At 40.1% G+C, this 23,668-nt stretch carries 21 protein-coding genes; 8 read left to right on the forward strand and 13 right to left on the reverse strand.

Annotation, left to right across the window (positions count from 1 at the left end; translation table 11 throughout):
- Positions 1–13: 13 nt before the first annotated feature.
- On the reverse strand, positions 14–2,509 hold the full coding sequence (locus D1013_RS13820; protein ID WP_121849393.1) for a PAS domain-containing sensor histidine kinase: 2,496 nt from the start codon (positions 2,507–2,509) through the stop codon (positions 14–16).
- A 269-nt stretch (positions 2,510–2,778) separates the two neighbouring features.
- Here D1013_RS13820 and D1013_RS13825 point away from each other — a divergent pair, with 269 nt between their 5' ends.
- The 3 genes from D1013_RS13825 to D1013_RS13835 all read left to right on the forward strand — a co-directional run bounded on the left by D1013_RS13825 (position 2,779) and on the right by D1013_RS13835 (position 6,133).
- Entirely contained in the window at positions 2,779–3,435 is a 657-nt protein-coding gene (locus D1013_RS13825; RefSeq protein WP_121849394.1) for a DsbA family oxidoreductase, read from the forward strand.
- Between the two features lie 116 nt (positions 3,436–3,551).
- The gene (locus tag D1013_RS13830) at positions 3,552–5,477 is read left to right on the forward strand and encodes a DUF294 nucleotidyltransferase-like domain-containing protein (protein WP_121849395.1); all 1,926 of its coding nucleotides are present in this window, start codon (positions 3,552–3,554) and stop codon (positions 5,475–5,477) included.
- Positions 5,474–6,133 (forward strand): 3'-5' exonuclease, encoded by a 660-nt coding sequence (locus D1013_RS13835; protein WP_121849396.1) that lies wholly within the window; start codon positions 5,474–5,476, stop codon positions 6,131–6,133. The genes D1013_RS13830 and D1013_RS13835 overlap by 4 nt, the downstream gene beginning before the upstream one ends.
- Before the next feature lie 14 nt (positions 6,134–6,147).
- Here the strand turns inward: D1013_RS13835 and D1013_RS13840 are convergent, their stop codons facing one another.
- Together D1013_RS13840 and D1013_RS13845 are read right to left on the reverse strand one after the other, a co-directional pair.
- On the reverse strand, positions 6,148–7,095 hold the full coding sequence (locus D1013_RS13840; RefSeq protein ID WP_121850735.1) for a phosphoribosylaminoimidazolesuccinocarboxamide synthase: 948 nt from the start codon (positions 7,093–7,095) through the stop codon (positions 6,148–6,150).
- A gap of 42 nt (positions 7,096–7,137) precedes the next feature.
- Complete coding sequence (locus D1013_RS13845) at positions 7,138–8,091, reverse strand: PhoH family protein (RefSeq protein ID WP_121849397.1); 954 nt, start codon at positions 8,089–8,091, stop codon at positions 7,138–7,140.
- Positions 8,092–8,218: 127 nt separating this feature from the next.
- Between D1013_RS13845 and D1013_RS13850 the strand changes: the two genes are divergently transcribed.
- The 4 genes from D1013_RS13850 (at position 8,219) to dnaN (ending at position 12,811) form a co-directional block, all read left to right on the forward strand.
- A complete protein-coding gene (locus tag D1013_RS13850) occupies positions 8,219–9,049 on the forward strand; it encodes an SAM hydrolase/SAM-dependent halogenase family protein (protein ID WP_121849398.1) in 831 nt (276 codons plus the stop codon).
- Positions 9,050–9,163: 114 nt separating this feature from the next.
- On the forward strand, positions 9,164–9,895 hold the full coding sequence (gene gldF, locus D1013_RS13855) for a gliding motility-associated ABC transporter permease subunit GldF (RefSeq protein WP_121849399.1): 732 nt from the start codon (positions 9,164–9,166) through the stop codon (positions 9,893–9,895).
- Positions 9,895–11,559: a gliding motility-associated ABC transporter substrate-binding protein GldG gene (gene gldG, locus D1013_RS13860; RefSeq protein WP_121849400.1), complete on the forward strand. Its 1,665-nt coding sequence runs from the start codon at positions 9,895–9,897 to the stop codon at positions 11,557–11,559. The genes gldF and gldG overlap by 1 nt, the downstream gene beginning before the upstream one ends.
- Positions 11,560–11,692: 133 nt before the next feature.
- Positions 11,693–12,811 (forward strand): DNA polymerase III subunit beta, encoded by a 1,119-nt coding sequence (gene dnaN, locus D1013_RS13865; RefSeq protein WP_121849401.1) that lies wholly within the window; start codon positions 11,693–11,695, stop codon positions 12,809–12,811.
- 77 nt (positions 12,812–12,888) lie between these two features.
- Here dnaN and D1013_RS13870 read toward each other — a convergent pair whose 3' ends face one another.
- Together D1013_RS13870 and D1013_RS13875 are read right to left on the reverse strand one after the other, a co-directional pair.
- Positions 12,889–13,254, reverse strand: coding sequence for a DUF4870 domain-containing protein (locus tag D1013_RS13870; RefSeq protein WP_121849402.1), 366 nt, complete (start codon positions 13,252–13,254; stop codon positions 12,889–12,891).
- 66 nt (positions 13,255–13,320) lie between these two features.
- Entirely contained in the window at positions 13,321–13,773 is a 453-nt protein-coding gene (locus D1013_RS13875; protein WP_121849403.1) for a hypothetical protein, read from the reverse strand.
- 142 nt (positions 13,774–13,915) lie between these two features.
- Here D1013_RS13875 and mnmE point away from each other — a divergent pair, with 142 nt between their 5' ends.
- Positions 13,916–15,328, forward strand: a complete 1,413-nt coding sequence (gene mnmE / locus D1013_RS13880; RefSeq protein ID WP_121849404.1) for a tRNA uridine-5-carboxymethylaminomethyl(34) synthesis GTPase MnmE — start codon at positions 13,916–13,918, stop codon at positions 15,326–15,328.
- Between the two features lie 360 nt (positions 15,329–15,688).
- Here the strand turns inward: mnmE and D1013_RS13885 are convergent, their stop codons facing one another.
- The 8 genes from D1013_RS13885 to D1013_RS13915 all read right to left on the reverse strand — a co-directional run bounded on the left by D1013_RS13885 (position 15,689) and on the right by D1013_RS13915 (position 23,667).
- Positions 15,689–16,123: a c-type cytochrome gene (locus D1013_RS13885; RefSeq protein WP_121849405.1), complete on the reverse strand. Its 435-nt coding sequence runs from the start codon at positions 16,121–16,123 to the stop codon at positions 15,689–15,691.
- Positions 16,124–16,273: 150 nt separating this feature from the next.
- A complete protein-coding gene (locus tag D1013_RS13890) occupies positions 16,274–16,996 on the reverse strand; it encodes a hypothetical protein (RefSeq protein ID WP_121849406.1) in 723 nt (240 codons plus the stop codon).
- Positions 16,997–17,314: 318 nt separating this feature from the next.
- Positions 17,315–17,704 carry a hypothetical protein gene (locus D1013_RS13895; protein ID WP_121849407.1) on the reverse strand — a complete coding sequence of 130 codons (390 nt, stop codon included), beginning with the start codon at positions 17,702–17,704 and terminating at the stop codon, positions 17,315–17,317.
- Positions 17,705–17,987: 283 nt separating this feature from the next.
- A complete protein-coding gene (locus D1013_RS13900) occupies positions 17,988–18,632 on the reverse strand; it encodes a DUF2975 domain-containing protein (protein WP_121849408.1) in 645 nt (214 codons plus the stop codon).
- 155 nt (positions 18,633–18,787) lie between these two features.
- On the reverse strand, positions 18,788–18,907 hold the full coding sequence (locus D1013_RS20665) for a hypothetical protein (protein ID WP_380085216.1): 120 nt from the start codon (positions 18,905–18,907) through the stop codon (positions 18,788–18,790).
- Positions 18,908–19,513: 606 nt separating this feature from the next.
- A complete protein-coding gene (locus tag D1013_RS13905) occupies positions 19,514–21,013 on the reverse strand; it encodes a DUF1593 domain-containing protein (protein WP_121849409.1) in 1,500 nt (499 codons plus the stop codon).
- Between the two features lie 10 nt (positions 21,014–21,023).
- Positions 21,024–22,199 (reverse strand): alpha/beta hydrolase-fold protein, encoded by a 1,176-nt coding sequence (locus D1013_RS13910; protein ID WP_121849410.1) that lies wholly within the window; start codon positions 22,197–22,199, stop codon positions 21,024–21,026.
- A 7-nt stretch (positions 22,200–22,206) separates the two neighbouring features.
- Positions 22,207–23,667, reverse strand: a complete 1,461-nt coding sequence (locus tag D1013_RS13915; protein ID WP_121849411.1) for an FGGY family carbohydrate kinase — start codon at positions 23,665–23,667, stop codon at positions 22,207–22,209.
- Position 23,668 lies beyond the last annotated feature (1 nt).

Below are 23,668 nucleotides of genomic sequence, written 5' to 3' on the forward strand. Positions count from 1 at the left end.
AGAGACTTTAACACTACTCTTCGTTTAGAGGAAAATAAAGGTTAAAAGTAGCCCCATCGTCAGGCCTACCCACTGCTTGAATATATCCTTTATGATTATCCATAATCTTTTTTACAATGGCCAAGCCGATTCCAGTACCCTGGTATTCTAGTTTGCCATGTAGTCTCTGAAAAATTTCGAATATTTTCTCACCGTTCTGCGGATCAAATCCGATACCATAATCCCTAAAGGAGATTTTTAGATATTTTCCGTTGGGGTAAATACCTTCAATTGGTATTTCTTCTCCATCAACCTCTATAGTGGTCACCTCCACCTTGGGCGGCTCATTTTCTTTGGTGAATTTTAATGAATTCTCCAACAGGTTTTGAAATACCTGTTTTATTTGAAAGGGAATAATTCGTACCGTACCCATCTCATCATAATCAATGATAGCTTCCGATTCTTCAAAAGTGGCAGATAGATTCTCAAGCACGTTCTCTAGAACCGATCTCAAATCGGTGGTCTCAAACTGATAATCTTCACTACCCGTTCTAGAATAGGCCAACAATTCATCGATCAACGTTCGCATTCGAACAATAGCATTATCGATGCGCCCCATGTATTGAAGGCTTCGTTCTGAGAGGTTTTCGTTTTCAAAGGCTATCACCCTCTCCATGAACATTTGAATTTTTCTCAAAGGCTCTTTCAAATCATGGCTGGCGATATAGGCAAACGACTCCAGCTCTGCATTGGTATTCTCCATTCGCTTTACCGTATCTTGCAATTGCTCGTTGGAAGCCTTCAGCTGTTCGGTTCTTTCTTCAACTTGCTTCTCTAACCTTTTTGAGAAATTTTCCAATTTAAACCTGGTCAACACCCTTTTGGTGATATCGTCCGTAACTATGATCACCTTTTTAACTGAATCGTCAAGCTCACGAAGCGGATGACAAGAAAAGTCAACGTATTTATCTTCTTGAATTTTATCCGATTCCCATAACACATCATGCAAGCGTACCGTCTTACCGGTCTCAAATGCCTCATTGATACAATCGGAAAGTTGACCGAATAGTTTCTTTGACAGGATTTTGTTCAATTGTTGTCCGTCGGCCGCCTTTCTGTCGATATTCCAAAAATCATTGAGCATATTATCATTGACCGTCTCTACGACCATATCCGGACCTTTAATGATGGACATGGCAATCGGGAACTGGTCAAAAACATTCTTGAACTGCACCTCTGTTTCTTCAATACCGAATTTGGCATGAACGCTATCGGTCACTTCAAAAGCTACCAGAATAATCTCAACTACCTTACCGTTATCGAGCACAGGTTTAAAAATGAAATTGAAAAAACCTCTTTCGATGATTCCATTTCTATCCAAAACAAAAGGATACTCCGTGCCGACTTGCGGTTTTTTGGTCTCGATAATTTCGTTCAAGATAGGCTCTAGACCTGAGCGGGTTTCGGGCAGAATATTAAAAATAGGCTGGTCTTGACATTCACCAATTGACTTTTGCCAAATTTGAAGGGCTTTTTCGTTCACGACCTTGACCACAAAATTTTCGATATCGACTATCGCGATTCCGATAGGCGCGTTATGTACCAATTGCCTGAACCGCTCTTCCTTTTTACGAAGGTTTCGTAAAGTAGACTGTTGCTTGGTAATATCTTGAAGGGTTCCATTGAATCTTTCCAATGTTCCGGTATGGTCAAAATGGGCCCTACCCACAGCTCGAAGTTCTCTCTTCTTGCCTGTTTTCTGACTGTTGACAGCAAAGGAAATATCCAACAAATCCTTTCCTTCCGTACTCGTTACCCTCTTCACTGCCCTGCGTACGCGACTTCTATCCGCTTCGTCGACCACCGCCATCAACTCTCTTGGAGCGTGGTAAAAATCTCCTTTTAAACCTGACCAAACCATCGTTTTGGTATTGATTTTTACTTTTGCGGTTTGCGGTGTAAAGTCCCAAGTGCCAAGACCTGCCGCATCAATGGCCATTTGAAGTTCATTACTTTTTTCCTCAAGATCCTTCATCGCCGTAACCGTCTTCGTCGTTTCGGTACAGGTTACAAAAACACCTTCAATTTTACCATAATCGCCTAACACCGGGCTGTAACCGAAAGTCCAGTAAACCTCTTCCATTTGGCCGTTTCGGTATATGGGTATCAATTGGTCTTCTAACCAAAGACTTTCACCATTATCAAAAACCTTTTTTAAGAGCGGTTGTATGGTTTCCCATATCTCGGGCCAGGCCGAGGGAGCATCCATACCTAAAATATCCGGGTGCTTTCCGTCATCCCCAAGACTGGGTCTGTAGGCATCGTTATAAAAACAAATTCTGTCTTCTCCCCAAAATAAGAACATGGGCACTTTTGAGTTCAGCAAAAGGCTCAATATGGGTCTTATACTCGGAGGCCATGACTCGGGAGACCCCATTTTTGTTTTTTCCCAATCTTTCTCTCGAGTGAGCTTGCCCATCTCACCACCACCATTTAAAAAGGGCAAAGTTGAACTACTTGATAGATACATCAAATGATTTTTTGGCTACTGATATTATGCTTCTTAACAATCAAAAAAAGACAAATAAATCTGCCTTTTCAGATTCAAATTTGGTATTGATATAACCGGCAAAATAACACTCATGAGTATTTTTTATTGACCCTATGCGCAAAAAAATTGCTCAAAAAAGCTAAAATGTGCTCGATTGATGGCTGAATCTCTTCACAAAAAATATGTTTTTGTATGTTCAATCAAATATCTCGACTAACCTACCCAGAACTATTTTAGCACAGTCAAAAATGAATAAATTAAAAATCGATATTGTTTCAGATGTGGTATGCCCATGGTGTACCATTGGCTATAAACGTTTAGAAAAGGCCATTAACGACCTCAACCTTCAGAACTCGGTTGAGTTGGAGTGGCATCCTTTTGAGTTGAACCCGTATATGCCCAAAGAAGGACAAAATATTCACGAGCATATTACTGAAAAGTATGGCGCTTCCATGGAGCAGCAAAAAGAGTCGCAACGTGTTATGACCGAAGCGGGAGCCGAATTAGGGTTTAAATTCGACTATTTTGATGAAATGAAGATCGTGAATACCCGTGATGCCCACATACTATTGGATTATGCCAAGAGATTTGGAAAGCAGACCGATTTAAAAATGAGATTGACGGCAGCTTTTTTTGGCGAAAGGCAAGACGTGTCCAATAGGCAAGTACTGGCCAAAGCATTAAATGATGTGGGCCTCGATGCTGAAGAAGCACTAAAAACCCTTGATGATGACGAGAAACGGTATCAAATTAAAAGCGAAGAAGCCTATTGGCAGAATTTAGGGGTTAATTCAGTACCAACTATCATTTTTGACCAAAAGAGTGCAGTTCGAGGTGCACAACCAGTCGACGTATTCAAGAATGTTTTGAATGAACTAACCCAAAGTGCTGCCCCTCAAGAATAGAGGCGTCGGTATATTAGCTAATTAATCTATTCGGAAAAAAAATGTTCCCCTTTTTTGGTGGCCATTTTCTTTTACACTTACCATTCATATCTTACTTTTGATAGGAAACGTTGGGCATGAAGAACACCATCTCGGTCAGGGTGGCCGACTTTCTAAAAAACTACCCTCCCTTCAATGAACTTAGGTCGAAAGACCTGGAGGTACTCTCCCAAGAAATAAAGATCATTTATAAAGTTAAAGATGCCATTATTTTCTCTGAGGATGAAAAGGCACATGAGCATTTTTATGTAGTACACAAGGGTGCTGTTGCCCTTCTAAAAAAGCCGAACGAAAGCATGGTCGACCTCTGTGATGAGGGTGATATCTTTGGCCTTCGACCTCTTATGGCCAATGAAGACTATAAAATGGAAGCTAAGGCATATGAAGAGAGTATTCTGTATGCCATACCCATTGCCAATTTTAGGCCTTTTACGAAAAGTCATGATGGCGTTGCCAATTTTTTGATGGAGAGTTTTGCCTCTAACACAAGAAACCCTTATTCGATTGGCCGAAAAGGGAAGCTTTTTCAAGACGGCCCAGAAGCGAATGACGCCCCTAAAGAGGGCAGTGACTTTCTTGACTTACAGTCGGTCAATTACTCTAAAAAATTGGTCACGTGCACCCCCAACACCACATTAAAAACCGTTGCCCTATCAATGACCAAAAAAAAGGTAGGCGCCATGCTCATCTTAAATAACAAATTGCCAATTGGAATAATTACCGACAAAGACATTCGAAATAAGATTGCCACAGGAGAGTTTCCGATTACGGCAAAGGCGAAGGATATCATGAGTTCGCCAGTCATTACCTACCCAAAAAAAATGACCTTGGCCCAGGCTCAAATGGCCATGATGAAAAGTGGAATCAGTCATTTGTGTATAACGACCGACGGAACGCCCAATTCTGAAGCTATCGGAATCATTTCAAAGCATGATATCATGCTAGAATTGGGCAATAACCCGGCCGTTCTTATGAAAGCCATTAAACGAGCGGGCAAATACAAAAAGATAAAAACGGTTCGCAGGGGCATTATGAGTCTCTTGCAGGGCTATCTTAGGCAGAACATTCCGTTGACCTTAATTTCTAAAATCATAACCGAGCTCAATGATGCCTGTATCAAACAAGTCATTTCCATAGCTCTTGAAAAGATGGAAGAGCAGCCTCCCGTAAAATTTGCGTGGCTGGCTTTGGGCAGTCAAGGTAGAAGTGAACAACTCTTGCACACCGATCAAGACAATGCTTTGATTTTTGAGGATGTTGCTTCTGAAGATTTGCAGGTCACCAAAGAATATTTTCTACTTCTTTCTAAACAGGTCACCCAAGGTCTCAACGCCATTGGTTATGAATATTGCCCTGCTGACATGATGGCCTCTAACCCCGAATGGTGCTTGAGCATTTCAGAATGGAAAGAGAGAACATTCCACTGGATCACCAATCCTGGGCGCGACGAGGTCTTATTGTCTTCCATCTTTTTTGATTTTAACCGATCCTATGGAGAATCTTTTTTGGTTGACGAACTGACCGAACATATTTTCGAGACTACACAGAAATACCCTATTTTCTTTGTCCACCTAGCCAGCGGAGCATTACAAAACCCTTCCCCTAGCGGCTTTTTTAGGTCCTTTCTGGTAGAGGAAGATGGTGCTCACAAAGACTTTTTCGATTTAAAGAGAAGGGCATTGATGCCATTGGTAGATGGTGCCAGGGTCTTAGTACTATCGAGCCAAATCAAATCGATCAACAATACGGCAGAACGCTTTGAAAAATTGGCCGAACTCGAACCCAATAATCAAGAATTGTTCTTGGCATGTTCCTACGCCACAAAGGCGCTCTTGAAATTCAGAACAAGGCAAGGTCTTTTGCATAATGATTCGGGTCGGTTCATCGCTTTGGACACTCTCAGTAAGGAAGAAAAAATCAAGCTGAAGCGAACATTTAAAACCATTAAAGAACTTCAGGAGCTTATTAAAATCAGATTTAAAGTCGCCAATTTAGTAGGATGATCAGCTTTTTCAAAAAAAAGAAAACCAACTATCCTGATTTTTGGGTGCACTATGTAGAGCAGTTCCAAAAAGGATTACCTTCTGAATTGAACGAAGTTCGGTTTGTGGTGCTGGATACAGAAACCACGGGTTTTGATTATGATAATGACCGCATTCTATCGATTGGCGCCCTTAGTCTTCAGAATGGTACGATTGAGGTAAAACAGAGTTTTGAAGTCTTTTTATACCAGCATTTTTACCATGCCAAAAATGTAGAGATACATGGCATACTTAAGGATGAAAGACAAGAAAGAATTACCGAACTGGAAGCGCTGATGCTTTTTTTGGAATTTATCAGTAACTCGGTTTTAGTGGCCCATCATGCCGCTTTTGACGTAAAAATGATCAATGAGGCCCTAAAACGTCACGGAATGCCCGGTCTGAAAAATAAAACTTTAGACACCTCGGTTCTTTACAAAAAGACGCTGATCAAATCACCCTTATTAATTCCTCAAGAACAATACACGTTAGACCATCTTGCGGAAAAATTCGATATCTCCACGCGCGACCGCCATACCGCATTGGGTGACGCCTACATTACGGCCATAGCTTTTTTAAAGATTATTCAAAAGCTAAAGTCACAAAAGAATTTTTCAGCGAAACGTTTCCTGAAGTAGCAGACCCTTCCCTATTAATCTAAATACGAAAGAACATTCGTTTTAATACGTTCTTGTATGTTTGAAATATCGGCCTTTATAAAAGTGGTTCCGGTGATATTCTCATAAAGTTCAATATACCTCTCAGATACCGATTCAATATACTCATCGGTCATTTCCGGTACTTTTTGCCCCTCTAGGCCTTGAAAGCCATTTTGAATAAGCCATTGGCGCACAAACTCTTTCGACAACTGTTTTTGAGGCTCACCTTTGGCTTGCCTCTCTTCATACCCTTCCTCATAAAAATACCTAGAAGAATCAGGAGTATGTATTTCATCGATAAGAACGATTTCGCCATTTTTGGTTTTCCCAAATTCGTATTTGGTATCGACTAAAATTAGTCCTCGTTCGGCGGCAATCTCCGTTCCCCTTTGAAAAAGAGCGTGGGTATACTTTTCCAGAATTTCATAATCTTCTTCGGAAACAATACCACGTTTCAAGATATCTTCCCTTGAAATATCCTCGTCATGGTCTCCTTTTTCCGCCTTGGTAGCTGGAGTAATAATTGGTTGGGGAAACTTGTCGTTCTCTTTCATTCCCTCGGGCATCGGAACTCCGCATAGTAATCGCTTACCAGCCTTATACTCCCTTGCTGCATGGCCAGACATATAGCCTCTTATAACCATTTCGACTTTAAACGGTTCACATGCGTGGCCTACGGCCACATTGGGGTCGGGGGTTGCCACTAGCCAGTTGGGCACGATGTCTTCGGTAGCCTTCATCATCTGCGTAGCTATCTGATTGAGTATTTGCCCTTTGTAAGGAATACCTTTGGGCATAACCACATCGAATGCAGATAATCGGTCGGTAGCCACCATCAACAAGGTATCGTCTTCAAGCGTGTACACTTCGCGTACTTTGCCTTTGTACACCTTCTTTTGACCTGGAAAATTATAATTGGTATCTGTGATAGTATTGCTCATTGCTTGCGCCTGTAACAACTACAGAATTTGAGATAGTTAAAATTAATTTTGGTGTTCAATGGTCTTATAGGCATCGATTACCTTTTTGACCAGCTTATGGCGAATCACATCTTTGTCATCTAAATAAACAATGCCTATGCCCTCGGTATTCTTGAGAATAAGCAATGCTTCTTTTAAGCCAGAAATTACACGCCGTGGAAGGTCGATTTGCCCTGGGTCGCCTGTTATCAAGAATTTGGCATTCTTGCCCATACGCGTCAAGAACATCTTCATTTGTGCATGCGTGGTATTTTGGGCCTCGTCTAGAATAACAAAGGCATTATCCAATGTACGCCCGCGCATAAAAGCCAAGGGAGCGATCTGAATGGTGCCGTTTTCAATCAGGTGGGTCAATTTCTCTGCCGGAATCATATCCCTCAAACCATCATACAATGGCTGCATGTAGGGATCCAGCTTTTCTTTAAGATCTCCAGGTAAGAAACCAAGGTTCTCCCCTGCTTCCACCGCAGGTCGTGTCAAAATAATTCGTTTGACCTGTTTTTCCTTTAGGGCCTTTACCGCAAGTGCTACGCCTGTGTAGGTTTTACCCGTACCTGCCGGACCGATGGCAAAGACCATATCGTTCTTTTTGGCGGTATCGACCAACTTTCGTTGGTTGACCGTTTGCGGCTTGATAATACGCCCGCTCACCCCGTGCACCAGTATTTCACCGCTACCCTCAGGTGATTCGTAATCTGACGATGTCTCGCTGGTCAGTACCCTTTCGATAATATTCTCGTCAATTTTGTTGTACTTGGCAAAATGGGCGGTAAGCATATCAAAACGGCTATCGAATTCCTCTAAAAGTTCTTCGTCACCGTACACTTTAATTTTGTTGCCACGTGCCACAATTTTCAGCTTGGGAAAGTACTTTTTTAAAAGGTCGATGTTTTGGTTTCTTTGTCCAAAAAACTCCCTAGGGCTGATTTCGGTGAGTTCTAATATGAGTTCGTTCAAAAAGAAAAGTGTTAAAATTAAAGCCCTGCTATAATTATTTCGCTTGGCTGTTTTTTTGTCCTAATTTTGTTTAACAAACTTAACGAAAATTCAGTTTTCCTAACTAAAAACATATCAACATTGCTGCATGGCAATAATTACGCTTACTACAGATTTTGGACTTAAAGACCATTTCGTTGGTGCATTGAAGGGTACTATTTATAGAGAGTTGGCCGATGCTACTATTGTTGATATTTCACATCAGGTAAGTCCGTTTAATATTCAAGAGTGCGCCTATATTCTTGAAAACTCGTACAAAAGCTTTCCTGACGGAACCATTCACATTGTTGGTGTCGACTCTGAACCTACCCCTGAAAATCAGCATATCGCCGTTTTGGTCGATGGGCATTATTTTATTAGCGCTAACAACGGGGTCATAAGCCTGATTACTTCTGAAAAACAACCGGAAAAGGTGGTGCAGGTCAATATACCCAACCCGATTCACGGATCTTTTCCAGTAATGGACGTGTTCGTGCAGGTCGCCTGCCATATTGCCCGTGGCGGCACTTTAGAGGTGGTAGGTAGACCTTTTAACCAATTACGCGAACTTCGAGAGTTTACCCCTACGGTTACCGATAACGGAAACAAAATTATCGGCAGTGTCATTTACATTGATAATTATGGCAACGTAGTGACCAATATTCACAAAAATTTCTTTGAAGCCTACCGCAAAGGGCGAAGTTTTGAAATTCAGGCACGAAGTACCAAGGTAAGCCGCATTCATAACAAGTACAGCGACATTATCAACTTTGAACTGGACAAAAGTCAACGCAAGGGTGCCGGTGACCTGTTGGCCCTTTTTAATTCGGCCAGCTATATTGAACTGGCTATTTATAAAAGTGACTTGAACACGGTAGGTGGAGCCTCTACCCTATTGGGCCTCGATTATCGCGATACGGTAACGATAAGTTTTGATTAAATGCAACTTAGAGGTTTTCAGGTTCTAAAATGTTTTTAAATTTGAAGGTTTAGGATGTTGGCATGTTATTTTCGAATGCCTCTGCCCCAAAAAACCACCTAACAGACACAATTAATGTTCGCCATATTTAAACGCGAGATACAATCATTTTTTACTTCGCCTATCGCCTATTTGGTCATTGGCCTCTTTCTGGTTTTGAACGGTCTCTTTCTTTGGGTTTTTAAAGGAGATTATAACATTTTTGATTATGGCGTAGCCGATTTGAGCAAGTTCTTTCTTTTGGTGCCATGGGTGTTTCTCTTTCTAATTCCGGCCATTACCATGAAGAGCTTTTCCGAAGAAAGGAAATTAGGCACTCTAGAATTGCTGTTTATCAAACCCCTAACCATATCCAGCACTATTCTTGGTAAATTTTTTGGCACGTTGGTATTGGGTATCATGGCCTTGATTCCCACCTTCATACACATTTTTGCTATTGGACAAATGGGAATGACCGAGGGCAACGTAGATATGGGCCCCGTTATTGGTTCTTATTTTGGCACTCTATTTCTAATGTCATGTTACACCACTATCGGCCTATTTGCATCGACCCTTACCGAAAATCAAATAGTTGCCTTTATTATTGGAGTAGTGCTCTGTTTTTTAATGTTCTACGGCTTCGAAGGTCTTTCGACAATGATGGAAGATGGCCAAAGCGCCCTTCTTACCCAAAGTCTAGGAATGAAATTTCATTTTGATAGTATTTCATTAGGTGTTTTAGATACGCGGGATTTATTGTATTTCATATCGGTGGCTGCGTTTTTCCTGTTCATGACCCTACAGCAACTTAAAAACATGAGCAGGTAATGAAAAAAATATTCATCCATACCGCTATTGCTATTCTTGCCTTGGTTGTAATCAATTTGTTGGGCAATTATGTATACACCCGTTTTGATTTGACCGAAGATAGGCGTTTCACCTTATCGGACGCCTCTCTCAATGTGGCCAACATTTTTGAAAAACCTGTTATCGTAGATGTTTTATTGGATGGAAAGCTACCTCCTGAATTTGCAAAACTTCGAACCGAGACCCGACAGATTTTAGAAGAATTTGCTTCGGAAAACAGCAATGTAAAATTCAATTTTGTCAATCCTATTGAGGATGCTTCCCAGTCGGAAAATGTGATGGCCGAACTTCAATCGTTAGGCCTAACTCCCGCCCAGATTACTGTTGAAGATAACGGAAAAGTATCACAAGAAATTCTATTCCCGTGGGCGCTGGTCAACTACGAAAACAAAACGGTCAAAGTACCCCTTTTAAAAAACAAACTCGGTTCGAGCAGCGAAGAGCGTGTCAATAATTCGGTACAACAATTAGAATATGCCTTTACCGATGCCTTTTCTAAAATCACCATTAAAGAGAAAAAGCAAATAGCGGTTATCAAGGGCAATGGCGAGCTCGATGATATTTACCTTGCCGATTTTTTGACTACGCTACGTGAATATTACAATATTGGGGCCATTACCTTAGATTCGGTCGAAACGAACCCCCAGGGTACTTTTGACCAATTGAAAAATTATGACCTGGCACTCATAGCCAAACCCACCCAAGCCTTTTCCGATAAGGAGAAATATGTCATGGATCAATTTATGGTCAACGGTGGTAAATCGGTTTGGCTTATCGATCAAGTAACGATGGAACTTGATAGTCTTTTAAATGAGCAGGGCAAGGCCATCGCTTTGCCACGTAATCTTAATTTGACCGATTTATTTTTTCGTTATGGGGTGCGCCTGAACCCTGACTTGGTAAACGATCTCTATTTTACGCAGATAGTGCTGGCCACCGGTGACGGTAATAATTCGCAGTACAACCCTGTGCCATGGTATTACAACCCTATGGTCTTTCCTAAAACGGACCATCCTATAGTCAATAATCTAGAGGCCATGAGGTTTCAATTTGCGGGATCGATAGACACCCTCGCCAATGAATACCAAAAAGAGGTGCTGCTCTCCAGTTCCCCATTATCAAAATTGGAAGGAACCCCCAAGGAAATCGATTTAGATATCATCAACCGTCCGCCAAAAAAAGACGACTACAACAATGGCAATAAACCCATGGCCGTTTTGGTTTCCGGCAAATTCAATTCAGCTTATAAAAACAGGATAAAGCCACTGCAATTAAAAGGGGCTTTAGATGAGGGTAAGGAAAGTGAACTCTTGTTGATATCAGACGGAGACCTTATCAAAAATCAATTGCGCAACGGTCGCCCCTTGGAGTTGGGCTATGATAAATGGACGAATAATTACTTCGGAAACAAAGAATTTTTATTGAATAGTATCAATTATATGCTAGACGATAAAGGACTTATAAACATTCGAAGTAAAAAAGTGACCATTCCATTTTTAGACCAAAAGAAAGTCGCCGACCAAAAGACCATGTGGCAAGTATTGAATATAGGGCTTCCAGTGGTTTTAATCGTTTTGTTCGGCCTCTTGTTCAACTACCTTCGAAAGCGTAAATACGCTAGTTAGATGTTAATAAGTTTGTTTCGATAAAAAGCACAATTCAAATATCTTTGTTTGTCTTGTATTTTAAGGTGTTTCTTATTCTTAAATAGACAATTTAGAGCATTATATACCACAAAATTGAAATAATAATCTTCCAATGAAGTTCATAGTATCCAGTACTTATCTCTTAAAACAGTTGCAAGTCTTGGGGGGTGTCATCAACAATAGTAACACCTTGCCGATATTGGACAATTTTCTTTTTGACCTAAAACAGAATGAACTAACCGTATCTGCATCAGATCTTGAAACTACGATGAGTTCTGTACTTAATGTAGATTCTGATAACGAGGGTACGATTGCCGTACCAGCCAAGCTTCTTTTGGAGACCCTAAAGACCTTTCCTGAGCAACCATTGACTTTTGTTGTTGAGGATAACCATACGGTCGAAATAAGCTCGAACCACGGTAAATATGCCTTGGCGTATGCCGATGGGGCCGAGTTTCCAAAAGCGGTAGAATTGGCCAACCCTAGTTCTACAACAATAATGGGCGATATTTTGGCTACCGCTATAGACAAGACCATTTTCGCTGCCGGCAACGATGATTTGAGACCGGTGATGAGCGGTGTTTTCTTTCAGTTTTCGACCGAGAGTTTGACTTTTGTTGCTACCGATGCACATAAATTGGTCAAGTATCAGCGTACCGACGTAACTGCATCGCAGGTTGCCGAGTTCATTATGCCCAAAAAGCCTTTGAACCTTTTAAAGGGAATATTGGGAGGCAGTGAATCTGATGTGGTAATTGAATACAATGACAGCAATGCCAAATTCAGCTTCGAGAATACCGAGTTGATCTGTCGTCTTATCGATGGTAAGTATCCGAATTATGAAGCGGTAATTCCTAAAGAGAATCCGAACCAACTATCTATTTCGAGAACGCAGTTCTTGAGTTCTGTAAAGCGTGTGGCTATCTTCAGTAACAAGACCACTCACCAAATCAGATTAAAGATTGCGGGTGCCGAACTTAATATTTCTGCCGAAGACATCGATTACAGCAATAAGGCCGAAGAGCGCTTGACCTGTTCGTATCAAGGTGATGATATGCAAATAGGTTTCAACAGCCGTTTTCTGACCGAAATGCTGAACAATTTGGGTTCCGATGATGTTTCCCTAGAAATGAGTTTACCTAACAGAGCAGGTATCTTGACCCCAATTGATGGATTGGATGAAGGTGAGAGCGTGACTATGTTGGTAATGCCCGTAATGCTCAACAGCTAGATATATACAAATCTTGATAAATAAAAAAGCCTTGGTCAAACCAAGGCTTTTTTGTATCTGATGATTAAATCAATCTTTTAAGGGATAAATCTAATGGTCATAAAATTAATGGGTGATTCGTCATTACTAGCTTTTACGGCGTTGACTATGGGTATAACAAAGGCAACTATGGCAATAAAGATAAGACTTAAAATTCCCAAGCCGAAAAGTAGAATTGCCGGAATACTCAAGAATGTAAACAACAGCATACTTAACTGAAAATTGATGATGGACTTACCATGTTCATCCATACCGTGTACCGAGTCTTTCGTGACCAACCAAATGATCAAGGGTACGACAAGACCGCCAAAACCTGTTACGTATGTCAATAATTGTGATAGATGAGTCAAGACCAACAACTGATTGTTGTTTTCAAGGGCCCTGTTTTGATTGATGATTTCCATTATCCTTTTGATTTTAGGGTTATACCTATAAGACGCTCTAAGAATCAAAATGTTACAAACAGCCCGTTAGCTTCTCTTTAATTGAAGTTCCAATTTTCTAAGCTTTTCTTTATCCTTAATGGTACGCAGCCTTTCCTTCTCGATTTTTCGGTCGATTTTGTCAATATCGTTGGGCGAAAGCTTCCCTTTGATTTTATCAAGCTCCATATCTTCCTGTAAATCATTGATTTTACGCTCTCTTTTGGCAATGTCTTTCTTCTTGTCAACAATTTTATCCTTCAGGTCTTCCCTTTTTTTGGCAGCTTTTTCCTTCTTTTTCAAGGCTTTTTCGGCTTTCTTGGCTTCCTTTTCCGCCTTTTTGGCCTCCTTCTCTGCTTTTTCAATCTCTGCCTGAAGCATCTTTGCCTGTTCGGCCTGCTCGATTCTTAACAAAGAATCGTTTTTGACCTCTTCTTGGGCATATGAGAACGATATGCAAAGGGTAAAAAAGGCGCAAGCAGTATATAAACGTAAGTTCATTTAATTGTATATTTATTGTTATTCGTGATTCGAAGGTATATATTTTCTAAGTTGCCGACGATGGGTTTTAACTCTTTTTTTAACGCAAAAACGAGGGCTGCGCATCAATTCTATTTTAGCTAATTTTGCCCAAAAGAAGCACATGGTCACAGATGATACGATTATAGCCCTTGCCACACCTTCAGGTGCCGGTGCCATTGCAGTTATAAGAGTTTCGGGAAAAAACGCCGTAAAAATTACAGCTCCTCTTTTTCAATCTTCGTTCGGCAAAAATTTAATGGAGCAGCCAAGCCATACCATACGATTGGGGCATATTGTAGAAGACGGCAAAATCTTGGACGAAGTCTTGGTATCCGTTTTTAAAGCCCCACACTCCTATACCGGCGAAAACGTAGTGGAAATTTCATGTCATGGCTCTAATTACATTCAACAGCAGATCATACAATTATTTCTACGTAATGGATGCCGCACCGCGCAACCCGGAGAGTTTACACTTAGGGCCTTTTTAAACGGTAAAATGGATTTAAGCCAGGCCGAGGCCGTTGCCGATCTGATAGCCAGTGACAATGCCGCATCACACGAAATTGCCATACAACAGATGCGTGGGGGGTTCAGCAATGAAATAGCCGAACTGCGTACCGAACTACTCAATTTTGCTTCGCTCATCGAACTTGAGCTTGATTTCTCTGAAGAAGATGTTGAATTTGCCGATAGAACGCAATTTAAAAACCTATTGGCGCGAATAAGGGAAGTTTTGAAAAGATTGATAGCGTCTTTTGCTATGGGCAATGTTATCAAAAATGGTATCCCCATTGCCATTGTGGGAGAACCTAATGTAGGTAAATCAACTTTGTTGAATGCCCTTCTGAATGAAGAGCGTGCGCTCGTTTCCGACATTGCAGGAACTACCAGAGATACCGTGGAAGACGAGATAGCCATTGGGGGCATCGGTTTTCGTTTTATCGATACGGCAGGTATACGTGAGACTGAAGACGTTGTGGAAGGTATGGGCATTCAACGGACTTTTGAAAAAATCGAAAAATCGCAGGTTACCTTATTTTTAATCGACTCCCTACAGATTCTCACCTCATCTGAACGTCAAGAAAGTCTTATCGGTTCTTTGAAGAAAATCAAGATGGACCACCCGCAAAAACCTATTGTGGTGGTGGCCAATAAAAAAGATCAGTTGAGTGAAGAACAAAACGATGCCATCACTCAAATGTTAGATCAAATTGATGGAATTACTTTTCAAATACTATCGGCCAAGACCAAAGTGGGTGTTGAAGAACTGAAAGACACTCTTTTGAGCTTTGTGAATACGGGTGCCCTGAGAAATAATGAAACTATTGTTACCAACTCCCGTCATTACGATTCCCTTATTAAAGCCTTGGAAGAAATCGAAAAGATACAACTCGGTATGGACCAAGGTCTCTCTAGCGACCTTCTAGCAATTGATGTACGAGAGGCATTGTACCACTTGGGCGAAATAACTGGGCAAGTGACGAACGACGAGCTCTTAGGCAATATTTTCGCCAATTTTTGCATCGGCAAATAGACTTGCTCTTCTTTGTTATTTAGGATGGATTAGATGGCTAAAAAGGGGTAATCTAGTAGGTTAATTGCCATCATTTATTGAACTTTATCGGAAGCTTCCATTTCATTAATCATTTTCGGTAAAAAAGGGAAGGCTTTAAACAGGGTTTGTCTTTGCTGGTATTCAGAATATACTTTGATTCAGGTTTATTTCTTAATTCAACAGTTTTAGTTATGCCGTTTTTTGGCTTTTTTACTTGTCCACAAGTGGTACGGAACTAACAGTATCAACGAATTTGGTTATGGTTGTATATGGTTCAGGTTTAAAATAGGTTTCAATATCACTCTAGTTGAATGAGCATCTATGACCAATGAGCCGTCACTACCTACTTTTTGCTGCAATTATGTAATTGTAAATATTTCTAGTGTCTACACTATCTAGATTCTTAAAGGTATGGGCGATGGCCAAATGTGAGAAATCAGCATAAGAACCAATTTCAGTTTGATATTTATCTCCGTTCTTAATTAATGAATCTTGTTTGGTAATAAAAAGATGAAAATAAGTTCTTTCCATTTTAGAGTCTAATCTTACCAGTAAATCAGGGTCGCTAATTCCTCCGGATCTATGACATGCTGCACAATTTATATTAAATAATCTACGCCCTTCTGAATAATCGGCCAATGGGTCATCTACAATATCAACAACCGTAACCTTTTTGATTTCCTTTTCAGAATTCAATAGATAAAAAAGTAATCCTGCAATAACAATTACAAAAGTTAGAAATGAAAGAGATAGGTACATAATTCGATTAATCATCTTTAATCATCAAATTGTTTTTAACGGTTTGTTTACCAGAAGTTGCGGACTTTTCCAATAAAATGTCCGCTGACTTTAAAGATAGGTTGCAAAGGATTCCGTTCAGGAAATCCTGCCACAATGAATTATAGCCCGTGTTAGCTGTAGTTTTTATTTTTTAAGAATATTTAGAATGTCCGCTACTAAATATAATCCGCACACTGAGATTCCAAAAAATGCATGTGTAACTTTTCCATTTGGAAGTATTTCGGTGATACAGAAATAGATTACTAAAACGCTTATGGGATAGAAAAAAATCCTTGTCAAAATTTTTTTAAAGGTCCATTCATTTTCTTTTGCAATTTCTTTTTGGGGCTTTCCAACAAACTTTTCTGGAAATTTTTCTTTCTCAATATTTTCGATGGTCTCTTTCAGTTCCTCTACCATTATTTTTTTCTCCGATTTAGATGCTTTTCTCATGATTAGGAATAGCACTAAAGCAACAAATAGGATAAAAACAGACCCGAGCCAACCCTTCATGAATCCATTTCCCAAAATTGGTAATAAGGAAAAAATTCCAATCATAACCATTGCTATTTTGTCAAATAGCTTACCAAACGGATTTAATTCAGATTTAATTCCAACAAGTTTGTTTTCAGAGTCAAATTGAAGATGAAATATAGGATAACCACCTCTTAACCAATGTGAAGAATACCATAATAAAATTTCTTTTTCCCTAATTTCTCCACTATATCTATGATTTTTTATAAAAAACATATCATTGAAGTGAGTCTTTAGATTGCTCTTTTTTGGGTCAAGTACTAATTCTTCAATGTCCGCTTTTTCAATCATTCTGTTTTTGGAAATTACAGCTAACGTAGTAGTATAGATCATATTATCTATACTTATTTTATGTGAGGAACTAAGATAAAATAAATCTGACTCGGTTGGTGGGCACTCTTGGTAATCCTTTATTTGTACTTTCCTTTATAATGCTATGAATTGTCAGATGTAAAAAGGGGAGGGCTACAAATTTGATTGCGACTAAGGTTAGAGTATGAGTAATTGCATTACATTTGTGTTTGTTGTGTGTAAGTTGGCACTCCGCCAAAACGGAAAATGTTTACCTGAGACTATAGATAATTGACTACAACGAATTCCGTTTAAGAAATCTAGCTGCAATTAATCATGCTTCATGTTCCTATTTCGTATTCAATCACTTACATATTCGTTAATGAAGCAATCATTACAATAATCAATTAAAGTTAACCTGTTTTCCTCCAATTCATAGAATTGTGTAATTCCTAAGGGGTCTGGTACTATCAGTTCACGAGATTCGCCATTAGTATCTATTAACTCAATGGTATATTTAACTTTGGAAATTAAATTACCATTCGTAAAATATTTTATGGAATCAGATGATACTATAAGTTTTTGAATCTCTCCTGTGGATTCAGGAGTATAAGTAATTTGTGCTAATCCTCCTGTTGATTTTACCCACCTCCATTCTCCGATTATAGTCGTTCTTATTTCTCTGCTATCATCATTAGAGCAATTCGTGTACATCAGTACAACTAATGTTAGAAACAATATCCTTTTCATACAGAAATTGGTTTTCTTCGAAGATGTTATTGTGATTAAAGGGTTGCTTCTAAATACACCACAACGTAGTAGTATAAATCATATGATTTATACTTGTTTTATGTGTATGCCTAAGATAAAATAAATTGGCTGTGCCAAGTGGGTGCTTTTGGTAATACTTTAATTGACCTTTTCTTTAAATATTGAAAATGAAGATTACATGACTTTGATGCCCTAACGTCAGTTTTGGATTTCACCGCAGGCAACCGTGCTTCTAAGCCCCCTAAAACCCTTTTTAGCGGAGTTAAATAGTCAAATCATTTTCCAGTTTTAATTGAGAGCCAATTCGAAAAGCTTCGGCAATCAGCCACAGAAAAAGAAAAAAGAATACCGACTGAAAGGAGGTAAATGTAAAAAGGTTGGTACTTGCAAACTTAAGACCAGGGTATTCCAATTTATCATAAAGATATGATGAAGCAATAATAGTGGACAGTCTATCGAAGAAAATACACCCTATTCCCAAAAAGGCGATTGACCGCAAGCGTATGGCGTTTTCCGTAATTAAAAAGTCGCCCAATTTTGCCGATTCTAAAATTCTAATCGTCAACCTCAAACCAAAGAGCACACAGAAGTAAGCAAGCAATGAAATACTGCTGTAGCCAATCAAAAAACCCAGAGGCACCTGATCTAGGCCAATCACTCCCATAGCATGATTTAAATTGAAGGTTGTACCTGTAATCTGCTCTGACATATTATAGAGTCCGTTTTGGTCAAGAGAGAACATTACGGTAAAGCCCGTCGGAAAAGAAGGAGAATCAGTAAAAATCGAAATGACGGTGAAGAGTATATACAATGCAAGGCCCAGTATCATCGTAAGAAAGCCTATTTGAAAAATGATTAATAGAAAATTAATCAACAAACCCTTATGTAATCTATTCTGAAGTACCATATCATTTGATTTAATTACCGTAAAGTAATAATTATTTATTGAAAAACAATAAATTTATAATGGTTTTATCACATAGATATGAGCTGAAGCATATACTTAGGATATCCCAAGTAAGAATTGACGACCTTTTGACTTTTTGAGCCTCTTATTTAATTCTACTTCACGGTAACAATTACTCTTTGGTAACAGGTAAAAGCGGGAAAACCCGCATCGGTGCGCCCCACAATAACGTGATATTCTCCCCCTTTCCTTGCTTCTTTCGGCAAAGTTACCATGGCCACATCCTCTTCTTGTTAGTATTCAATAACTGCAGTACCATCACCTTCTTTTGAATGGGACCAAACGGGTCTGTGAGGGTACTTAATATCAATAGTCCAACTTTTTTTGAAAATTTGGGATAAATGAGTTTGAAAGGAAATTGCAACTACATTCTTGCTATCGAAACCTTTCTACACTTCTCTATTTCCATTCATTTCTTTTGCTTGTCCAAAAGAAACGAACCAAAGAAAAGGACAGTTCACCACAGAAATTTTTACTGCCTACAACCTATTTCGAAACTCGGCCATCTAGCTGTGATTTAGTTAAGCTAAGGCGAAGATTTCCCAGAAATAATGACTGTCAAGCGGAAGTGCGTCCGCCAGAGGCGGAAAGAGCATGAAGCGCAAGACGGGAATGTTTTATCCGTAGGATAAAATTTCCTTGAAATCTTCTTGATTTTGTTGGCCACCGCTTCAACTGGCACCATATCTCAAATGCAAATCTTTGCATTTTCGGTACGGTCCTGTATCAAGACAAAATGAATGAATAACAAAACTCACCCCTTCCGTCCTACGAAGCAGAACACCTTCCCCTAACCAGGGGAAGGAGCTTTACACTAGTCTTTATTTAATAGTAATGATTACTCGCTGATATCTGGTCAAAGATGGGAAACCCGCATCACTACCCTCAACAATCACATGATATTCTTCACCTGATTTGGCGGTTTCGGGCAGTTGCACCGTTGCCTGTTCCTTTTCAATATCATAAGTTACTTCCGCTGCTCCGTCTCCCGCTTCGGCATAATTCCAAACCTTGAACGAAACCCCATGACCATCTGGGTCGGTGTAGCCTGGGGTCAAAGTCAACTTTTCACCTGCCGTGGCTGTTAAATTGGTGCCCTCTTCCACTTTAATTTCGGGGGCATGATTGGCCTCTTCAAAAGACTGCAACGCCCAATCGGCTCTGGCGGCAAAATCTAACTGCATGGCTTTAATCCAACGAGTTTGTGGGTAACTGGTGTCCATTTCCCCAGTTTCAGGATTCAAATCAGAAGCTGTTTCGCCATCTTCATAGCGATACTGATTTTCGGCAGATTGCTCAAAACGACCACTCCATCCGCCTCGCGATGGGTCCTCATAATTGGCCAAACCCACGTCTACCAAATGTAAAAAGGCAGGCGAATCTCCTTCCGAAATAAAGTCATATTTTGAAAAACTACCGCGTTCGGTCTTGGTGATTTTTGAAATATCTCCTTCAAAATGGTTGGGGTCTCCTGCTTGTTTTTGTCCGTCACCATACGAATAGTATTTTTCGAACAACGAGCCATGACCGTTAATAATGTTAGGCCCCATAAAACTACCTTCTAAATAAGGTTGTTGACTTTTGGGCACTACCATTTTCCAAGGGTAGGCAAAACACCAAAATTGATTGGCATTGTAGAATACACGTATCTCTGGCCAGTTTGGGCCAATGTATTTTTTATAGGTGGCATCTTGGTCCATAATGGTATAAATAATGGCCTTTTTTGATACCTTAGCCTTGATTTCCTTCCAATTTCGTTTTTTGGAATAATCTTCTTCTATTGATTTTAGGGCGCGAGCTATCGTGTTAGTCCCTCCCCAAGCTTGTAAGAAGATTTCCCGAGGGTCATCATCCAATAACTTTTCAGCAATCCATTTTGAACCTTCAGTACGTTGGCCCATTTCACCTTCAAAATCAATGTTTCCTACTTTCACCAAATCCAATAGCGCTTCCGCGGAAGGATAACTTTCATCATGTAACAACAAATTTGAATGCACCTTACCATATTCGGTCAATAATTCTTGCATCCACGTTGTACCGGGCCAGCGTAAATCGGTCAAATCTTTCCCATAAATGTTTCGGGTCATCTCCATTTCAGAAGTAAACTTGGTTCCTTTACCGTCGCCTTTCCAATGCCACATTGAACTTGAATACACCAAACCTTCGGTATCAAACTCGTTGGTGTACATTAGGTAACGAATAAAGGTGTCTACATCATCAATTTCACCATCAGTTGTTACAATGGTTCTTTTGGGCAGCTCTTGTGCCTTTACCGGTAGAAATGCAAATGCAATAAGTACTATTAAAAGGTAATTTTTCATTTTTGTAGACTTACTTAAACAATTGTGGTGTGATTTCGGCCAAATACATACGCCATGATTGCCAATCGTGCGTACCCTTGTTTTCGCGATAGGTATATTCAAAATCAATAGAGTCGTAAAGCTGACGTAATTTCACCCCTGTTTCGTACAAAAAATCATCGGTGCCCATACCTATCCAATACATTTTAGGGTTAGCCTTTTTCAAAGCTTCGAGCTGCGAAATATGAGCCTCTTTATCATAATCAGCGTCAGTACTGGCATTGAAGGACGAAAACAAGCCCATACTCATCACCCCAATATATTTGAACATCTCTGGGTGACTATTGGTTATGTTCTGAGTCTGATATCCTCCCATTGAGAAACCGGCAACTGCCCTTTTTTCCGGGGATGGATCTATTCGAAATTCACTCTCTACAAACGGAATGATATCGTTCACCAGACTTTTTTCAAAGCGTTGTGATGCCATTGAGCCGATGCCTGCTTCGACCTTAACTTCCGGATTTCGACTTAAGGGCGCGGCGGAAGTATCAGGGTTGCCATTTGGCATCACCACTATCATTGGTTCTGCCTTACCGGATGCTATTAAATTATCTAAAATAAAATTGGTTCTTCCACGACTTAACCAACATTCTTCGTCACCTCCGCCCCCATGTAATAGGTAGAGGACTGGATATTTTTTATCGCCATACTTATAATTTGGTGGCAAATAAACGTGCATACGCCTAGTACTATTCAAAGTAGGCGAATCGTACCATACAGAACGAATTTCGCCATGCGGAACGTTATTGGCCAAATATACCGAAGCACCTTCTCCGGGTATCTGTAGCATATTCATGATCCATGCGCCGTCACGAGTAACCATTTTATTATTAGGGTCCAATGCCGATACCCCATCGATTACATATTCATATTCATAGACGTTCGAAGGAAGTGGACCTACCTTTGCTTCAAAAATTGAATCTTTCTTAATCATATCAATACGTTGAGAAGGATCCCATGATCCCCAAACAACCACGCTTTTGGCCAAGGGCGCTTTGATTCGAAATTGCACCGAATTGTCTTCAAGTATCTCTAAAGCCTTATAATCCGGTTCGGTGCGTTGTGCCTCTAACAGATTACAGGCGATGAGAAAGAACAATGAGGGGCCGAGAAACTTGATTTTGATTAATAGATTATTTTCTTTCATAGTAGTTCTATTTAGGTTGAGTAGTTTTTATCAAGTTCAGCCAATTGCTATATTTTCGGTCGAGTTTCACACTTTCTTGGGAACAATCTAATTTTTGAACGGATTTTAAACTGGCTATATGCTGAAGGTCAGAGAAAAAACCTGAAGATAATCCGGCCAAAAAGGCGGCACCCTGGGCAGATATATCACTGTTCTCTTGCATCGTAATATTCGTCTTCAGCAACCTTTCTAGTGTTTGCTGAATAAATTTATTTTTTGACAAGCCACCATGCATGGCTATCTGACTTATTGGTTGGCCCAGATCGGATTCCATAGCCTCCACAACAGCCTTTATCTGAAAACATATAGTTTCTAAGGTTGCGGCCACCATATCGTAATCTGTAGTGCCAAAAGTGATTCCGTGAAAACTCGCCTTTCTATCCATTTGCCAAAAAGGGGCTCCTAAGCCGCTAAAAGCGGGAACCAGAAGAACCTCTGAAGTGTCGGTTGCTTTCAAGGCCATTTCTTCCGATTCTGTCACATCATCTAACAGTTTTAAAGACCTCAACCATTCCATCATAGAACCACAGGCTACAATTGCGCCCTCCCATGCATACGCCACCTGATTTTCGGTACTCCAACCAATGGTATTCAACAACCCTTCTTTTGAAGGTTGGGGCCTATCACCAATATGCATAAGCATAGAACAGCCCGTACCTAATGTCATTTTAGTATCGCCCTGATTCATACAAGCTTCGCCGAACATAGCAGCATGAGAATCACCGATTATAGCCCTAATTGGTATTGGATTTGGCAGAAGGTCAAAAATATTGGTAGTCGCATAAAAAGCGGAAGAAGGCTTTACCTTTGGGAACTTCAAAGTTTGTAAGTGCCATTTTTCTAATAGCTCTGCATCCCAAACCAAATCATGAATATTGAAGAACAAAGTTCTTGAGGCATTGGTATGATCGGTCAAAAACTCTTCGCCATTGGTTAGGTTGTACAAAAGCCAAGTATCTATGGTTCCGAAATGTATCTCACCAGTAGCGATTTGCTTGGCCACATCAGGTTCATTCTCCAAAATCCATAGAAGTTTACTTCCTGAGAAATAGGGGTCAATAATCAGGCCTGTCTTTTTCTTCACCCATTCTTCTTGGTGCTTCATTGCTTCGCACAATGCAGTTGATCGCTTACAAGCCCAAACCACAGCAGGATAAACGGGGACTCCTTCCGAATTCCATAAAATAAATGTTTCGCGTTGATTGCTAATACCAATCGATTCGATATGTTCACCGTCAATCTCTTTTAGAACTTCGCGACACGCCTCTTCTACGCTCGAAAGAATCTGGTATGGGTCTTGTTCAACGCGACCATCAGAAAAATAATCGGTGGGTAAATCGGCCACGGCTTTTTTCGCCACCTTTCCTTCTCCATCAAACAAAATGGCCTTGGTACTACTGGTTCCTTGATCAATGGCTAAAATGTACATG

The sequence above is a fragment of the Euzebyella marina genome (genome assembly GCF_003687485.1).
Classification (GTDB): domain Bacteria; phylum Bacteroidota; class Bacteroidia; order Flavobacteriales; family Flavobacteriaceae; genus Euzebyella; species Euzebyella marina.

Coding starts and splice junctions, on each gene's coding strand:
- D1013_RS13850 (WP_121849398.1), top strand. CDS start 8,219: ATGGCAATAATTACGCTTACTACAGATTTTGGACTTAAAGACCATTTC.
- D1013_RS13905 (WP_121849409.1), bottom strand. CDS start 21,013: ATGAAAAATTACCTTTTAATAGTACTTATTGCATTTGCATTTCTACCG.
- mnmE (WP_121849404.1), top strand. CDS start 13,916: ATGGTCACAGATGATACGATTATAGCCCTTGCCACACCTTCAGGTGCC.
- gldF (WP_121849399.1), top strand. CDS start 9,164: ATGTTCGCCATATTTAAACGCGAGATACAATCATTTTTTACTTCGCCT.
- D1013_RS13830 (WP_121849395.1), top strand. CDS start 3,552: ATGAAGAACACCATCTCGGTCAGGGTGGCCGACTTTCTAAAAAACTAC.
- D1013_RS13915 (WP_121849411.1), bottom strand. CDS start 23,667: ATGTACATTTTAGCCATTGATCAAGGAACCAGTAGTACCAAGGCCATT.
- D1013_RS13870 (WP_121849402.1), bottom strand. CDS start 13,254: ATGGAAATCATCAATCAAAACAGGGCCCTTGAAAACAACAATCAGTTG.
- dnaN (WP_121849401.1), top strand. CDS start 11,693: ATGAAGTTCATAGTATCCAGTACTTATCTCTTAAAACAGTTGCAAGTC.
- D1013_RS13895 (WP_121849407.1), bottom strand. CDS start 17,704: ATGAAAAGGATATTGTTTCTAACATTAGTTGTACTGATGTACACGAAT.
- D1013_RS13835 (WP_121849396.1), top strand. CDS start 5,474: ATGATCAGCTTTTTCAAAAAAAAGAAAACCAACTATCCTGATTTTTGG.
- D1013_RS13820 (WP_121849393.1), bottom strand. CDS start 2,509: ATGTATCTATCAAGTAGTTCAACTTTGCCCTTTTTAAATGGTGGTGGT.
- D1013_RS13825 (WP_121849394.1), top strand. CDS start 2,779: ATGAATAAATTAAAAATCGATATTGTTTCAGATGTGGTATGCCCATGG.
- D1013_RS20665 (WP_380085216.1), bottom strand. CDS start 18,907: ATGGTAACTTTGCCGAAAGAAGCAAGGAAAGGGGGAGAATATCACGTT.
- D1013_RS13890 (WP_121849406.1), bottom strand. CDS start 16,996: ATGATCTATACTACTACGTTAGCTGTAATTTCCAAAAACAGAATGATT.
- gldG (WP_121849400.1), top strand. CDS start 9,895: ATGAAAAAAATATTCATCCATACCGCTATTGCTATTCTTGCCTTGGTT.
- D1013_RS13875 (WP_121849403.1), bottom strand. CDS start 13,773: ATGAACTTACGTTTATATACTGCTTGCGCCTTTTTTACCCTTTGCATA.
- D1013_RS13840 (WP_121850735.1), bottom strand. CDS start 7,095: ATGAGCAATACTATCACAGATACCAATTATAATTTTCCAGGTCAAAAG.
- D1013_RS13885 (WP_121849405.1), bottom strand. CDS start 16,123: ATGATTAATCGAATTATGTACCTATCTCTTTCATTTCTAACTTTTGTA.
- D1013_RS13900 (WP_121849408.1), bottom strand. CDS start 18,632: ATGGTACTTCAGAATAGATTACATAAGGGTTTGTTGATTAATTTTCTA.
- D1013_RS13910 (WP_121849410.1), bottom strand. CDS start 22,199: ATGAAAGAAAATAATCTATTAATCAAAATCAAGTTTCTCGGCCCCTCA.